The sequence below is a fragment of the Fodinibius salsisoli genome (assembly GCF_026229185.1).
Classification (GTDB): Bacteria; Bacteroidota; Rhodothermia; order Balneolales; family Balneolaceae; genus Fodinibius; species Fodinibius salsisoli.
Genome location: NZ_JAGGJA010000004.1, coordinates 353,753 through 369,793 on the forward strand (window position 1 = coordinate 353,753; position 16,041 = coordinate 369,793).

The following is a 16,041-nucleotide window of genomic DNA, read 5'->3' on the forward strand; positions in this document are numbered from 1 at the left end:
AGTAGCCCTTCCTGATCGAATCCAAGGGTACAAATAGGGTAATAAAAAATAAATCATCTACTATTATGGCTCGCTTCAGATTCAAGGGACGGACGAATAATAATAAATTAGTTCAGGCGGAATTCGATTCACCGAGCAAACGTGAGGCCAAACAGAAAGTAAATAAATTGGCCCGGGCTAAAAGTATTAATGTTTCTACCGTCGAAAAGAAATCACTTTATAAATTCAAGGTACAGCGAAACGGCTCTGCAGTTATACAGGGAGAACAGGAGGCGTTCAACAAGGAAGAGCTAAGCAAAGCACTCAGCAAGCTGGGGTATAAGGTTCTTAGCGTAAAAAAGAAATTATTTCAATTTAAAGGGCTTGTTTCATCTTCGGAGGTGGTTACCTTTATACGGCTGTCGGCGGATTTGCTGCGCCAGGAGCTTCCCTACAGCGAGATTTTGACGCTGCTCTATGAAGATACGACCAACAAGCGCCTTAAAGAGGTGATTCGGCAGATTCAGAAGGACCTGCAGGATGGCAAAGAGGGATACGAAGTCTACGGTAAGCATGAAGACATCTTTGGCAAGTTTGGCGCCCATATGCTGGGGATTGCTTCTACCAGCGGTAATATGGCCGAAGTGTTCGAAAGTACGGCTAAATTTATGGAGAGAGACAGTGCCTTTAAGAAAAGTTTGCGGCGCGCCTTGATGATGCCCTCCATCGCATTAGTGGCCGTCATGGGGGTCATTCTGTTTTATGTGGGATATATTTTCCCGCTGATGGCTGAGATGTTTTTAAAGTATGATATCGTCTTGCCGCCGATGACTGCTGCCACGCTTGAAATGAGTTACTTCATGCAGGATCACTGGTTAGCCATCACCCTGATATTTACCGTGCCTATAGTAGCTTTTCTCTATTACATACAGACGAACAAAGGCCGGTATATGCTGGATAAATACATCATACGCATACCGGTCATTGGGGATCTGCTGCACAAAATGAGTATAGAAATCTTTGCCCGGGTTTTTTACACACTCTACAGCGATTCCGGGCAAAATGTGGAGGTTATCAAAACGGCATCGGAGGCCTGTCGTAACGTCTATATGGAGCGACAGATAAAAGACATCGCGATCAAGAAGATGCTTATGGACGGTACCGGACTGGTGGATGCGCTGACCGCATCCGGGGTCTTTACCCGTCCGGCCCTGAGTCGATTTAAGCTGGGGGCGGAATCGGGATCGGTAAGGGAAAATGCCGAGCAACTGGCGGATTATTACGAGGTGCAAACCGAGTACAAGCTTGCGGCAACGGTAGAAATGATTACGGTATTTGTCAACATCATTATTGCTATTGCCTTGACAGCTATCACGATCGTTTCATCCGAGGCGGCTCTTATTCAGCCTAATATTGAAGTATAGCAGCAAATAAATTTAACATCTAAAAGTGAGATTAAGATGGGGAAAGTACAGACACACCGGCATATCGGAGAAATGATGCAAGAGAATGGCATTATTACCCAGGAGCAGCTGGACAAAGCACGCCAGATCCAGGCTTCAGGGGTGGATATGTCGACCCGAAAATTTGCACAAATACTGCAGGACCAGCTGGATGTGGATCGCCATCTTGTACTGAAATCGATTGCCGATATTTTTGGGATCAAAGAATTTCGGATGCTGGAAGGAGAAGCCGGGGAGCAGCAGCTCCAGGAAATCAAGGATCTGCTTGAGGAATTGACGGAGGAGGTGACCAATGATTTTATCGATCAAAGCGCCTTGCCGATATCCCGACAAAATCAGAAGCTTGTTATTCTTACGGCTGATCCCACGAATCCACGTATTACTGACTTGGCTGGTGAGTTGTCGGCCAACCATTTTGAGCTGGTCTATTGCGAGCGAGGCACGCTTCGAACGTTGATAGAACAGGTGCTTTATAAGCAGAATAACATCCTTGAGCAGCTTAATGATGTAGAAATCGAAGAGCCTGAGATTAATGAGAAGGCCGACGAAATAAAAGAAGAAGAGCTGGATGCTGAAATTAACCAGAGCATGCTCAACAAGCTGGTTGAAGGGATGCTGGTAGAAGCAGTCCGGCGTGGTGCCAGTGATGTGCATGTGATCCCGACGGGCAACAGGTCGACGGATATACGGTTCCGTATTGACGGGAAGCTTCAGCTTTGGCACCAGCAGGAGAAAGTGAAGCCGGAAGCTATAGTGGCGGTCGTAAAAGATAAGACGAAAAATGTGGATCGTTTTGAACGGGACAGTTCCCAGGACGGCTTCATTCAGCGAAAAATTGATAACGTCAATATCCGGTTTCGGGTTTCCATCATGCCGATCGTCGGCACTGAATTCAACCGTAAGTTTGAATCGGTAGTAATCAGGATCCTGGACGACCGAAAAGTAATTACCGACTTAAATAAGTTGGGCTTGCAGAGTAATGCGCTGCATCTTTTCAGGAAAGCGATCAATAAACCGTCGGGTATCGTGATTATAACGGGTCCCACAGGTAGCGGGAAGTCCACGAGCCTGATTGCCGCGCTGCACCATGTCATGGATCCTTCCAAAAATGTATTGACGGTTGAAGATCCGACGGAGTACATCATCAAGGGAGCGCGACAGCTGAAGATCAACAGCCACATGACGTTCGATATGTCGATGCGAGGAATTCTGCGGCACGATCCGGACATTGTGCTGGTGGGAGAAATTCGTGACCTGAACACAGCAGAAATTGCGATCAAGTTGGCCAATACCGGGCACTTGACCTTTTCAACGTTGCATACCAACGATGCTCCAAGTGCCGTATCGAGGCTGTATAAAATGGGGGTCGAACCGTTTCTGATTGCAAATGCGGTAAACCTGATTATGGCCCAGCGGCTGGTGCGTAAGCTGTGCGACCATTGTAAGATCGAGGACACTGATCTCCATCCAGAACTGGCTCGGGGCATCGGCTTCACGGATGAAGAAATTGCGGAGTCAACGTTTTATAAAGCCCGGGAGCTGGGGTGTGACCATTGTATCAATGGTTATAAGGGACGGGCCGCTATTATTGAAGCGCTCTATTTCACCAAGGAGATTCGCAACCTCATTCTGGATGCAGGGGCCAATATTGATGAAGAAGAAATTCGCAGTTATGCCATCAAAAACGGCATGATGAGTTTGAGAGCATCGGGCAGAGAGCGTGTCAAAGAAGGGCTTACTTCCATTGAGGAAATCCTGGCCATGACGGTCGAAGACTAACAAAATTAAATGGAGATCAATCATGGTTGATACATCTGACTTTATACTGCTGATAGCCGCATTATTTATCTTTGCGATGCTGCAACTGGGCTTGAACAGCGTGTTGTTGAACAACAGCAAAGTGATGGTACGGACCGAGCTGGATTATACCGCGGTGGCACTGGCACAAAACATGGCTGATGAGTCGAGAAGAAAAGCCTTTGATGAAAATGAGGGAATTTCATTGAGCGTGCCGGGCGATTTTTCATCAACACTGGGGCCGGAAGTTGGCGAAAGCTACCCGGATTTTAACGATTTTGACGACTACCATAACTATTCACGGACGGATACCACGGAGCACGGAGTTTATGAAATACAGTGTACCGTTGACTATGTGAGCACCAGTAATTTAAAAGAGCCTTCAGCCGTAAAGACACCATATAAACGACTGCTGGTGGAAGTAGTTTCTGAAACAAAGGATACGGTAGCGGTTACCTATATCAAACCATATTACTAAGAATCATTTTAAGTGCCTCTTGAAGGGGGTAATTAAAGTTGGCGGCAATTAATAATAAAAAAGAGAGGTCATTATGAATTTATCACTTATATCCGGTTTTGTGATTGGCAGCATACTTCTGCTGTCATTGGTGAAGGTTAATCTAAACCTGGTGGAGACCTCCGTGGATTCCATGAATGACCATGTGGCGAAGATTAATGTTGATAATATCGTACCTCTTGTCAGTCATGACTTTAGGAAGATAGGGTATGGTAGGGCCGGTACCAGTGTATCGGAGATAACCGCAACTAAAATCACCTTCCAATGGGATTTGGACCGAGATGGCACTTCAGAGGTCGTATCCTGGGAGTGGGATCAAACCCAGCCGGTGACAGAGACGCCCAACAACAACCAGGACTATGTACTGAAAAGAACCATAAATGGAGTGACTACTGAAATTAAGCAGGGGGTCATAAAATTTGAACTATCCTATTATAATGAGCAAAACGTACCTACGACTGTTCTGGATGAGGTGCGAAAGGTAAAGGTAACGCTGGTCTGTGAGAGTGCGGAACCTATGGCCGGTAAATATATGAGGGCTGCCTGGAATAAAACATTTATGCCATTGAGCATAGTAAATTAATAGTCATTAAAGAAAAAAGAGAGGATTAAAATGGGAAGGCCACTGATTATAGTATGTGCAATAACAATAGTAGTACTAGGAGTTATACAGATCAATCTTAACGACCGGCAAGTAGCCCTTGCAGAGCGCACCTCCTCGTATGCTAATGAAGCTGAAATGATAAACATGGCGCATGCCGGAGCAGAATTTACGCTTAACAGGCTGCGCAGCGATACGGACTGGAGAAATGGATACGCTGAGTATGAGGTTCCACTGGATTACGGTACCGCTTATGTGTTGATCGAGGATAAAAGTATAGACGCTTCCCTGGCAGATGACCAGTTACGCCTCAAATCACGGGTCCCGTTGCAGGGAGAAGAAGTCAAGGTTGATTATCTGGTGGAAGTACAAACCGCTCAAATTCCCAACATTCCGGGCGCCCTGGCGCTGACGGATCCAAATTTTACAACCATGCTGGGCGGGTCTTTTTACATAAATGGGATAGATGAGAGCGGAGTAGATACTGAAGGTTTGCCCGGTATTACGGTCATCGACCAGGCAAGCAAGGATCAAATTATTGATGAGAATAAATATCAACATCTTGATCAGATTGATGGAAACACCAGCACAGGCGAAGATCCCAGTATTGTCGTGGATCCAACCATGGATTTTGCCCCATTGTCAGAACTGATTGAAGCGCTTGCGCCAAGTGCTACCCGGTTAAGTGGTGGGCCTTACAGCACAGATGATCTTGGCACTGAATCAAACCCCGGCGTCTTCATGATTGAGGATTATGCCACAATCAAGGGGAATACCACGGGCTATGGAATCATGATTGTCAGGGAAAATGCAGACCTCGATGTAGAAACGACCCTGGACGTAGCAGGAACATTCGATTTTCACGGCTTGGTATTATTTGAAAATTCTTGGGCCTTAGACGGCCAGGGAAATGTGACTTTTCACGGCACGACGGTGGTGGGCTCAACGGTAGAAAATCCGCCCACAACAACCATTGATTTAACGGGAAACATAACTATTCAGTATAACAGTCAATCGCTGGATTTTGCGCGAAGTGCTGCGCAGAAGGCTATCGCGGCTAATTTTAACATACTGGACATCTACGAATAATAAAAAGAGAAGAGTATCTACAGGCAAACAATAAAATAAAAGAGATAAAAAATATCATGGAAATTTACATTGACGATCAACCCAGTTTAGCAGAAGTATCTGCCATGATTCGACCACTGACTGAGCGGCTGTCACCCATGCTTAGCGGAACGGCACACCATGAGGAAATGATCGGTCTCATCGAAGAGCAAACCGAAGAGTGGCAGTTGAAAATGAAGCAGTTCATAGAGTATTACCTCCATCAAATGAAAGAGATGGAGGCCTCCGATATTGATATGGGGGGACCCGGCTGCGTCGGTCAAATTTGGTTTCGTATCCACGGCTACAAAAAGCCGATCGCGGGCGATGCCAAACTGACCCCCGTGGAAACCGATATCCTATTGCTCAACCTGTTGCTGCCCCGCCAAAGGAAGATATTATTTGAAGAGCGGAATTTTGACTTTTCCTATACCATGGATACGGATGAAGGTCTAGACCAGCGATTTCGGGCAGATATTTATTACGATATGGATCACCTGGCGTTAAATATGCGGCGTATCGATAATGAAATTCGTCCGTTCAAAGGATTAGAATTGCATCCCGAAGTGTCCAGGGCGGTCAGCCTCAAATACTACCAGTACGGATTGACCCTGGTAACCGGTATTACCGGTTCCGGTAAGTCGAGTACGCTGGATACCATTATCGATGCCAATAACCGAAGCATGGAAGCGCATGTGGTGATTATTGCTTCCCCGGTAGAATTGGTGCACAAACCGATTCGCTCCATCATCCGCCACCGAGAAGTAGGTCGTGATGTTGCATCCTTTAAAGAGGGTGCGGTTCAGGCGCTTCGACAAGACCCTGATATCATCGTCATTGGAGAACTTCGTGATCCGGAAACCATTCAAACGGCGCTTGAAATTACGGACTCCGGTCACAAAACCTTTGGTACGCTGCATACGTCTTCGGCTATGGAGAGTATCGATCGTATTATCGGGGAAATTCCGGTTGATGAGCAAAACCGGGTACGGATGAGGCTGGCCGATGTATTGACTTGTGTGATCAGCCAGAAGCTGATCCCCAGCCTGGATGGTAAACGAGTACTGGCCAAAGAAGTGCTGCTGGTAACGCCTTCAGTCAAAGCAGCAATCCGCAATAACAATATAGGAGAGATTTACCAGATGCTTATGGAAGGCGGAAAGATGGGAATGCATACGATGGAACAGGATTTAAAGAGGCTCTGCGATCAAGGTAAAATATCCAAAGAGATGGCCTTGAACAATTCAAACAATAAAAAACGAATGGAGAAACTGCTTAATCCTTCTGCAGTGGATAAATTAAACACAATGGTGGGGTAACATTATGGGTACAAAAGAATACATTGGACTGTCACTGGACGGGGATCTGCTTAAGATTGCCCGAATACGTAAAAAGAAAAAGAGATGGACGCTAACACATTTGGACCGGGTGGAACTTAAGGTTTCCGTCGATAAGGAACGGCACGACAACCGGTCTAAGGAAATGGCGAAAGAGTATGATGAGGATTTTCATTTTGGGATTGATCATCACTATGATGAAGAATCTCAGTCAGCTGAAGATTTAAGTCGCCTGTTGAATGCAGATAAGGAAACCAATGGATCGAATAACGATTCCTTTCATGGCAATGTATTGCTGCTGAAAGAGGCACTGGAAGATATTAGTACTAAGAAGGTCAATATTGGTACCGTAATACGACCGGGAGATACCAACATCCAGGTGCTGAAGGATAAAAATTACGGGGAATTAAAGAGTAAGGATCTGCAGGCCCAAATTGAAAGTCACCTAAAGAAGGTATACGGATACCTTCCGGACAGTGACCGGTACACCTACAGCATACGCAAGGACGGCTCCCTGTTATTGTTTTCCAATATAGAAGAATCATATTTGTTGAAAGTGTTGGAAGATACAAGGCAGGTATATTCGGGCAAAATCAAGCATCTGCAGATGCTGCCCGATGAGACGATCCTTGCAACCCTGGTTAACAAAACCTATGACCTTGATGCCGAGGAGATAACCTGTGTCATTCACCAGGCATATAACCGCAGCCGGGTGTTTTTTATGAAGGGCAATCAAATACTGCAGGTTATTCCCCCCGTTGAAGAGGGGCGGAATTCATCAAACGTGCTGCCGGTTATCTTTAGCAAGATGCTTTTTCAGCTCGAGACGGGGGAAATTTCCGGGCTCGACCGTATTATTCTCACGAATAATGACTTTCATGAAGCTTCGGTGAACTATTTCAAACGACAGTTTTCGGATGTAAAAGTGGAAGAATTTACTTTTGCCCCGGCACATATAGAAATACCGGAGCATCTCAAAAGCGTATCCGGATTTTTCACCTCGGCCATCGGTATGGCATGGGCTACGGCAGAGCCTAAAGACGCTGAATTTTCGGATTATTCGTTACTACCAGCTGACATACGGGAGCGACAGAATACCTTAAAGCTTCGTTGGCACGGGTACCTGATGATCTTCCTGCTCTTAATAACGCCGTTGGTATGGAACTACCTGTACCAGGGGAAACAGCAGCAGATAACCGACCTGAATAATGAGCTTTTTCATACTGACATCAAGATTATGAATCTTGAACCAGTGGTTGCAGAGGCCAATGAAATTCAGCGTTTATACAATGCAGAGCAGACCAAACTGGAGCTACTCAGCGATTTGTCCACGGGGACCGACTACTGGAGTCAAAACCTGAAAACGTTGAATGACGGACTTGCCAACATACGCAGGGTTTGGATCAACAGCTACAAATACGTTGACGATGGCTACCTGATGCAGGGATACAGCATGAGCCGTGAGCGTATACCAATGGTCACGAACTTATTTAAACGGGCTGATTTGCAGGCGGTAACTGTAGTCGAAATGAGAGACCTACGGCTCTATAAATTTTCGATCAAGGTTTACTACAACTTTACAGACGACTTGGGCGGAAAGGAAGATAATCCACCCAAAAATAATACAGACAACTAAAAAAAGAGGGTACAAAAGTGACTTACGCAATAAGAAATACACTCATCATACTCGGAGTTTGGCTGGTGATTGCAGGCGCGGGGTGGGCGCGATTCTACCTTGTTGAAGATGCGGAGATAAACCGTTTGGAAGAGCAGTTAGCTCCCAAGAAAGTTACTCTGCAGGAGCATCAAACAATTGCCAATAACTACGAGCAGCTTAGGAAGAAATACGAGGAACTAAAGGCCGAGGTAGACGATAATGCCAAGGTACTGGTAAGAGCAAGAGATGCCGACGAGGTGTACAGCAATTTGATAGCACTAAGCGCAGACAGTGCGTTTACCTATTTCAATTTCATTGCTACCGATTCGACACACTACGATAATTTCGGCTTGCTGAAATTTGATGTCAGCGGCGAAGGCTACTACCGAAATTTTAACAAGTTTATAAACCGGCTGGAGTACGGAAGGTCTTTGTTTAAGGTCAGAGATTTGACTATAGAGCCGATCACGAACCTGGAACACCTGGGTAAGGTGCACTTCAGCTTTAAGCTGCAAAGCCTGTTTGATCGGGATTCTCTATACCAAGAGTACCCTACACAGCCGAAGGCTAAGATGCCGGTTTATACCTACAACTCATTTTATCCCCTGATACATGATGTGGAGGAAAATGAAGAGGGCTTGCCGGATGTGGAAAACAGTGAGCTGGTAAGTGTAGCAGAAGACTTTGTCTCATTAAGAGATCAAAACGACAACATAAAATACATCTACAAAGGAGACCGGGTTTACCTGGGTAAACTGATTTCAGTTGATACAGTGAATAAGTCGGCGACCTTCAGATTAAATAAAGGCGGAATAATAAAATACATTACACGGGGGCTATAATAATGAATAGGTTAGATATCACAACTACAGCGTACAGATGGTTAATAGCAGGGCTTGTCATGCCAGTGTTGATCTTGGCAGGAACGGCCGGGGCACAGGTGAATAACGAGCTGGAACGGGAATACATAAGCCCGAAGGAGTTGGTCAGTTTAAGCAAAAATATGATGTTCGATGAAGCCGTCGACTTGCTTAATGAGTATGCACAGCAATACTCGGGCCGATTTATCGTGGACCGGACCAATACGACCGAGGAAATCGGCATTCCGATTAACAATCGGTATTGGAAAGAAGTACTGCAGTATATGGCCGATGTAAAAGGCTTGCAGGTGGTTGAGACCCCCCGCTTTTTAGAGATCATTGAGGGAGAGCAAACAGGGGCCACTGAGGGAAAGAGGACAGGCAAACAAGAAATCTTAAAAGAAATAGACTTTAGCAGCCGCGAGGTACGTATTAAAGCTATTTTCTTTGAGGGAAATAAGCGTGCACTCCGTGAAATCGGGGTGGACTGGAGCACGATTCATAATTTGACGTCGCGTCCGGAAGGGTTAAGTGAGGTTCTTAACCCCAGCTCAGGCGGATCCGGCGGCGGTGGCGGAGGCCGTGGTGGTGGCAACCAAACACTGCCTGATCTGGATTTCGGTAACGAATACGTCGAAATTAATACCGGGGCTGCACAACAGGTTACGGAGAACCTGTTCAATGGTGTTCTTAATTTAGGAGAGATCGCCGGCAGTGGTATCGAAGTGCGTGCCTTATTTAAAGCTTTCGAAGCCAATGACCTGGGTAAGATTTTGGCGACACCCGAAATTAAAGTGCTTGACGGCGAGGAGGGCCGGATTCAGGTCGGCCAGGATTTCTCGATCAAACAGCGGGACTTTGCCGGCAACGTGATTGATAAGTTCTTTAGTGTGGGTACCATCCTTACCGTAACCCCTCATATAATTCACCACGGAGACTCCACCTTCATCGATATGGTGATTAATGCGGAACGCTCGACGGCAGCTCCCAGCGTAGTAAGTACGGTTATCAACAAGCAGCAGGCAGATTCTGAGATCCTGTTGCTGGATGGAGAGTCCAGCGTTATTGCCGGGCTATACCGAACGGAGAATACCGAGATTCGCAAGGGCGTTCCATTGCTGAAAGATTTGCCAAAATGGTTCTTCGGCCTGCGTTACCTCTTCGGCTATAATTCAACCGAACGGATCGAACAGGAACTGGTCATTCTTATTAAGGCCAGCATTGAGCCTACGCTTGCAGAACGACGCAACGGACGTTTGAAAAGCACCCAGGAACTTTTGAAGGAAAAACGATCAAGCTTCCAGGAAGATCGCGAAACCTACAAAGAAATGACCAAAAAAGGGGACGAACAGGAACAATAAATATACCCATACATACCTCTGTACCCGTGCGTATTTAATACGCATCTTAAGAGGATTACCAACCTGGGCCGGTGGAAGCTGGTCCAGGTTTTTTATTAGTTTTGGGTAGTGGTGTCAGATTCATTGTTTATGATATCCTCAAAAGGACTGGATAGATAGCATATCCTCAAGTCAATTTTATCTCAAATCTGTTTGCAAAATCCCTCTAGAATTTGGAATTCAGATAAAATCAGGTTTTTTAAGATATAGATTTTTAAAACCTATATCTTTGGGCTGAGTTTGAATCCACAATAAAATATTAGACAATCTCATGATTGAGCGATATTCCCGTAAAGAGATGGCCGATATATGGTCGCTGGAAAATCAATTTCAAGCCTGGTTAGACGTTGAACTGGCCGCCTGTAATGCCTGGAGTAAGTTGGGCAAAATTCCTAAAGAAGATGTCCAAAAGCTTTATGATAAGGCTTCCTTCGACGTTGACCGGATCAAAGAGATCGAAAAGAAGACCCGTCACGATGTGGTAGCTTTTACCCGATCGGTGTCAGAATCGCTCGGTGATGAAAAGAAGTGGGTGCACTATGGGTTGACCTCCACGGATGTTGTGGATACCGCTAACGGCTACCGCCTGAAGCAGGCCAATGAAATTCTCCGAAAGGATATCCAGCATATTATTGATGTGTTGGCAGAGAAAGCCAAGAAGCATAAGTTTTCGGTTATGATGGGCCGCACACATGGCGTGCACGCCGAACCGACAACCTTTGGACTTAAGTGCGCGCTCTGGTATGCCGAGATGAAGCGTAACCAAGAGCGGTTTGAACGAGCAGCCAAGGCCGTAGAGTTTGGAAAAATGAGTGGCTCAGTTGGCACCTTTGCGAACATTCCACCGGAAGTGGAAGAATCTGTTTGCGAAGAGCTCGGACTCTCACCAGCTCCCATTTCTACCCAGACTTTACAGCGCGATCGTCATGCAGATTATGTTTCCACATTGGCGCTTATTGGCTCAACCATGGAAAAAATGGCGGTTGAAATCCGCCATTTGCAGCGCAGTGAAGTTCGGGAAGCCGAAGAATTTTTCCGAAAAGGCCAGAAAGGATCTTCTTCCATGCCGCATAAACGAAATCCAGTGAGCTCCGAAAATATTTCTGGATGTTCACGGGTTCTTCGTGGATACATGATGTCGGCTTACGAAAATATACCACTCTGGCACGAGCGCGACATTTCGCATTCTTCCGTCGAACGTATCATCCTGCCGGATGCGACGATCTTGTTGGATTACATGCTTAATCGCTTCTCCGGTGTCGTCGAAAAATTGACGATCTACGAAGATAATATGAAGGAAAATATCTTTAAAACATACGGACTTACATTCTCTCAGCGCGTGCTGCACATGCTGATTGACGAAGGAGGGATGTCCCGGGAGAAGGCGTATGACACCGTGCAACCATTGGCTATGCAGTCGTGGAATGAGAAGAAAATGTTTCGCGATTTAGTGGAAGCCGATGAGACGGTGCAAGAATATCTTTCTGAAGAAGACATCGACGAAGCTTTTAACCTGGATCATCATACCCGCAACGTTGAGCGTATTTTCGAACGCGTGGGATTAGAATAGAATGAAAACCTGTTACACGAAGATGCACAGAGGAGACACAAAGATTTACGGAGGCTAAGGTCTTCTTTGTGATAAAATGTTCAAAGAGTTAAGCTGTTTACCAGTATAAAAATATAACATTAGTTATTAATGTATATCAATGAAGTCAATCCTCCTGTCCTCCTTCTCCCCTCCCGAAAAATCGGGACTCGGGACACGCAAGGAGGAACTCATTGGACCAATTTTTGGGCTTTTGCAGCTTGTAGGTGCAGATATTTAGGGAGATTACCCCTCTACTTAAAAGTTATAACCGAATTCTAACTGGTAAACACATTAAGGAATAATCAGCTAATGCAAGATTGGAATAAGCTTATATTTTCTGATAATTGTACTTTTGAAGAAAAAGCCCGGCAGGTCTTTGAATATCAGTTCGAAAATAACCCTGTTTATAAGCGGTATTGCCAGGCCCTTGAGAATACAAGTTCTTGTCATCCTGAACTCGTTTCAGGATCTCTGGATGAAATAGACTTGGAGGCTATTCCGCTACTGCCCATCAAGGCATTTAAAGATGCAGTGGTAACAGCCCAGCCCAACGATGAGCCAGATCTGGTATTTAAAAGCAGTGGCACTTCTGACATGCAGCGGAGTGTACACCGGGTACATGATGCGGATTTGTATAAACAGTCACTACTCAACGGCTTTCGACATTTTTATGATCTGGATCGGTCCGTTATCTGGGGCTATACGCCGGGTTATGCCGATAATCCGCATTCCTCGCTGATTCATATGATCCAAGAACTTATTGAGCAGGATGACAGTGGATTCAGCCGGTTTTTACCGCTGGGGGAGCCATTGGATAAACAGCAACTAACGGAAGTAGCCCAAAGTGGGAAGCAACTCATTATCTTTGGGGCTGCGTTCGGCTTTTTAGATCTACTGGAGATGCGAGAGGTCAAGCTACCTTCCAATAGCATCATTATTGAAACTGGGGGAATGAAGACGCATCGGCGCGAGATTTCACGCCGGGAGTTGCACCGACGACTGGCTGAAGGTTTTGGCTTAGACAGCAGTCGTATTCACTCCGAATATGGCATGGCCGAACTGCTTAGCCAGGCTTATGCCACCGGCAGCAGTTGGTTTCGCACGGTCCCGTGGATGCAGGTGAGTATCCGGAATCCGGAAAATCCGGCAGAAGTATTGCCACCTTATGAAGAGGGCCTCATCGGCATTATTGATTTGGCAAACATCCACAGTTGTCCATTTCTGTTGACAGGTGATAAGGGTATGATGAATAATAACGGACGCTTCCAGGTATTGGGTCGCTGGAATCCCAAGGACCTTCGTGGCTGTAACTTTTTAATTGAGGAAGATTAAAATAACAAGGATGTCTGATTTACAGAACCGTATAGATACACTGCTGAAAGCCATTGACAACTGGCTTTCCTCCGATAATGATTACCTGATGGATGCCATCGATCGTACGGTGCGGGAGGGATATTTCAGTTTTCCAGATATTACATTTGCACTGGATGCGCTTCGGCAAAGTATTAGCAAGGAATCGCTTGAGGCATGGGTTGAACAAGCTGGCTTAAGCGATGATGTTGATGCTAAAGGACAAAATGTGTTTTGTCTCCATGCCGGAAACCTGCCGCTGGTGGGCTTTCAGGATGCGTTCAGTACGTTGTTAAGCGGAGCCCGTTATACCGGAAAGATCTCTCGAAAAGATCCGTATCTGCTACCTACTTTCCTGAATGAAGTTAAAAAGACGGCTGTCTGGACGGATATGGATGTACAGTGGACCCACCGGCTGCGCGACTTTGAAGACATGCGTCATGATGCTATTATTTTTGCCGGATCGGAATCCTCGGTGCCGGATGTGAAGGAAGCCATCCGGGAATATAATCTCGCTAAAGAAGATACACGATATTTGATTCGAACGGCCCATTTTTCCATGGCTTATTTGGATAGCACGAATCAAGAATCCATCAAGCAATTAGCGGAAGGAATGTTACGATATGGAGGCCAGGGATGCCGATCGGTGGCTATCGTTGTATCGCCATTTGGGCTGAGTGAAGTTAGAGATGAACTGCGGGAGGCAAATATCAACTTTTGGAAAGAAAATCCGCAGCATACCAAACCGGGACCTAGGCTGAGACAGCAATACGCTTATAACCAAGCGGTAGAGCGCCCACAACTTTGGCAGGAGCATTATCTCATTCAGGAGGGAGGCCTGGAGTTTGATCAGGGTTTTATCTGCTACTGGGTAGAGGGGGATCGATCAACTGTGTCCGAATTGGCTGACGAATATGGAGAGCATCTTCAAAGTATTTATACGACAAATGCTAATGAGGAGATATCCGGTTTGGAAACTAAAATTGAGTCTCTTGCCTCGGTGCAAAAACCGCTGATATCATGGAAACCAGATGGGGTAGATACGCTCGAGTGGCTAATGAAATAATGATGATTAATTTCCCATCAACATCTTTTTAAACTGGGTTCGTACACTGGGAGTAGCCTCTCTATAAGTTTTAAAACTTATATGTTGGTCGGGATTTAGCGTGTCTATTTTGATACCCCAAAGTGGTGAGAGAGAGGTCGGAAGCATGGCATAGCGGCCGTCACCAATGATGTTGTCATATTCAGGATGAGCGATGAGGATATCCTCAGAGAGGGTACTAAATCGCTGAATATCCTCATACATTGTAGATCCTTTAAACCGAGCATATTTTTGCCGCCAGTTAAGTAGTTGAGTGGATTGTCCTTTATAGATCTTCGGTTTCGTAAAGGGCAGTAGCCGCACGCCGTCTGCATAAAGACTGTCGGTATGAACATACCGGAGGCTCCAGAGCAGCTGATTGGCAATGGTCGGTTTTAGGATTAATTGCTTGACTTGGTGTCCACGCTGATCAGCAAGTTCGTAGGCAAGCGTTTGCGCTTTTTGATGCTGTGAAAAGCCGAAGGATAGATAAACAACCATCCAGCTAAGCCCGACCCAGGCAAAGAGTTGCTTTCTTTTATAGAATGCGAGTCCCACAAGGAGAACAAGTACAATAGAAAAAAGCGGATCGAATACGGATATCAGGTTCCAGTTGAAGCGCTCGTCTGTAAAGGGCCAAAGCAGCTGTACACCATAACTGGTAAAGGTATCGGCGAGGCCTGCAGTGCTATAGGCCAGTAAACTAAAAAGATATGTTTGTTTAAAATTCAGTCGCTTTTTGACAAACCACCAAGTGAGGCCGGTAGCGATAAGTGCTCCAATGGGAATGAAAAGAAGGGCATGGCTAAATTGCCGGTGATATTCCAAGTTAAGAAGGGGATCAGCTGAGCGACCGATCAGTATATCCAGGTCGGGCAATAGGGCACTGATAAATCCAATGAAAGATAGCGAACGTAACTTTTGTTTGTCAGCAAAAGACTGGGTGGCTGTAGCGCCAATCAGCCCGTGGGTAACAGGATCCATAACCAATTCTTAAATTCATCGGAAGATAGTAAAGACAACCTAACTCTACACATCAAAAGATAACTATTATAATAAAGAAGATAGATAAAACCATGTGGAGGGCAGAATTTGCCACTTCATAGAGCCCAAAATTTTATGTATATTTGCCCTCGACTTAATAGGTAGTAAAAGCCCGAAAGTGGTCAGGATAAGCACAAATAAACGAAATCATACTGGTTGTTAACGAACTGTTTGCTTGTTCTTATATCGCTATCCTGTTTATTTGTGTACTAATATCAACAGTCTGCAACCAAAAGAATTTTAACCAAGGTTTA

General features: G+C 45.6%; 13 protein-coding genes. 12 read left to right on the forward strand and 1 reads right to left on the reverse strand.

The genetic code is table 11. The features are described from left to right. Window positions 1-65 precede the first annotated feature (65 nt). The 12 genes from J6I44_RS08045 (at window position 66) to J6I44_RS08100 (ending at window position 14,725) form a co-directional block, all read left to right on the forward strand. Window positions 66-1,403: a type II secretion system F family protein gene (locus J6I44_RS08045; RefSeq protein ID WP_265765539.1), complete on the forward strand. Its 1,338-nt coding sequence runs from the start codon at window positions 66-68 to the stop codon at window positions 1,401-1,403. A gap of 36 nt (window positions 1,404-1,439) precedes the next feature. After that, a complete protein-coding gene (locus tag J6I44_RS08050) occupies window positions 1,440-3,221 on the forward strand; it encodes a GspE/PulE family protein (RefSeq protein WP_265765540.1) in 1,782 nt (593 codons plus the stop codon). 22 nt (window positions 3,222-3,243) lie between these two features. Further along, the gene (locus J6I44_RS08055; protein WP_265765541.1) at window positions 3,244-3,717 is read left to right on the forward strand and encodes a hypothetical protein; all 474 of its coding nucleotides are present in this window, start codon (window positions 3,244-3,246) and stop codon (window positions 3,715-3,717) included. Between the two features lie 73 nt (window positions 3,718-3,790). Continuing rightward, the gene (locus J6I44_RS08060) at window positions 3,791-4,339 is read left to right on the forward strand and encodes a hypothetical protein (RefSeq protein ID WP_265765542.1); all 549 of its coding nucleotides are present in this window, start codon (window positions 3,791-3,793) and stop codon (window positions 4,337-4,339) included. A gap of 30 nt (window positions 4,340-4,369) precedes the next feature. Further along, window positions 4,370-5,446, forward strand: a complete 1,077-nt coding sequence (locus J6I44_RS08065) for a hypothetical protein (RefSeq protein ID WP_265765543.1) — start codon at window positions 4,370-4,372, stop codon at window positions 5,444-5,446. 56 nt (window positions 5,447-5,502) lie between these two features. Next, on the forward strand, window positions 5,503-6,783 hold the full coding sequence (locus J6I44_RS08070; RefSeq protein WP_265765544.1) for a type IV pilus twitching motility protein PilT: 1,281 nt from the start codon (window positions 5,503-5,505) through the stop codon (window positions 6,781-6,783). Window positions 6,784-6,787: 4 nt separating this feature from the next. Next, window positions 6,788-8,437, forward strand: coding sequence for a PilN domain-containing protein (locus J6I44_RS08075; RefSeq protein ID WP_265765545.1), 1,650 nt, complete (start codon window positions 6,788-6,790; stop codon window positions 8,435-8,437). 17 nt (window positions 8,438-8,454) lie between these two features. Beyond that, window positions 8,455-9,300 (forward strand): type 4a pilus biogenesis protein PilO, encoded by an 846-nt coding sequence (locus J6I44_RS08080; protein WP_265765546.1) that lies wholly within the window; start codon window positions 8,455-8,457, stop codon window positions 9,298-9,300. Window positions 9,301-9,359: 59 nt separating this feature from the next. Next, on the forward strand, window positions 9,360-10,679 hold the full coding sequence (locus J6I44_RS08085; protein ID WP_265765547.1) for a type II secretion system protein GspD: 1,320 nt from the start codon (window positions 9,360-9,362) through the stop codon (window positions 10,677-10,679). 310 nt (window positions 10,680-10,989) lie between these two features. Next, entirely contained in the window at window positions 10,990-12,288 is a 1,299-nt protein-coding gene (gene purB / locus J6I44_RS08090; RefSeq protein ID WP_265765548.1) for an adenylosuccinate lyase, read from the forward strand. A 330-nt stretch (window positions 12,289-12,618) separates the two neighbouring features. Next, entirely contained in the window at window positions 12,619-13,641 is a 1,023-nt protein-coding gene (locus J6I44_RS08095) for a LuxE/PaaK family acyltransferase (RefSeq protein ID WP_265765549.1), read from the forward strand. 10 nt (window positions 13,642-13,651) lie between these two features. Then, the gene (locus J6I44_RS08100; protein ID WP_265765550.1) at window positions 13,652-14,725 is read left to right on the forward strand and encodes an acyl-CoA reductase; all 1,074 of its coding nucleotides are present in this window, start codon (window positions 13,652-13,654) and stop codon (window positions 14,723-14,725) included. A 6-nt stretch (window positions 14,726-14,731) separates the two neighbouring features. On the opposite strand, the gene J6I44_RS08105 is transcribed toward J6I44_RS08100, so the two are convergent. Further along, window positions 14,732-15,727: a metal-dependent hydrolase gene (locus tag J6I44_RS08105; protein ID WP_265765551.1), complete on the reverse strand. Its 996-nt coding sequence runs from the start codon at window positions 15,725-15,727 to the stop codon at window positions 14,732-14,734. Between the last annotated feature and the right edge of the window lie 314 nt (window positions 15,728-16,041).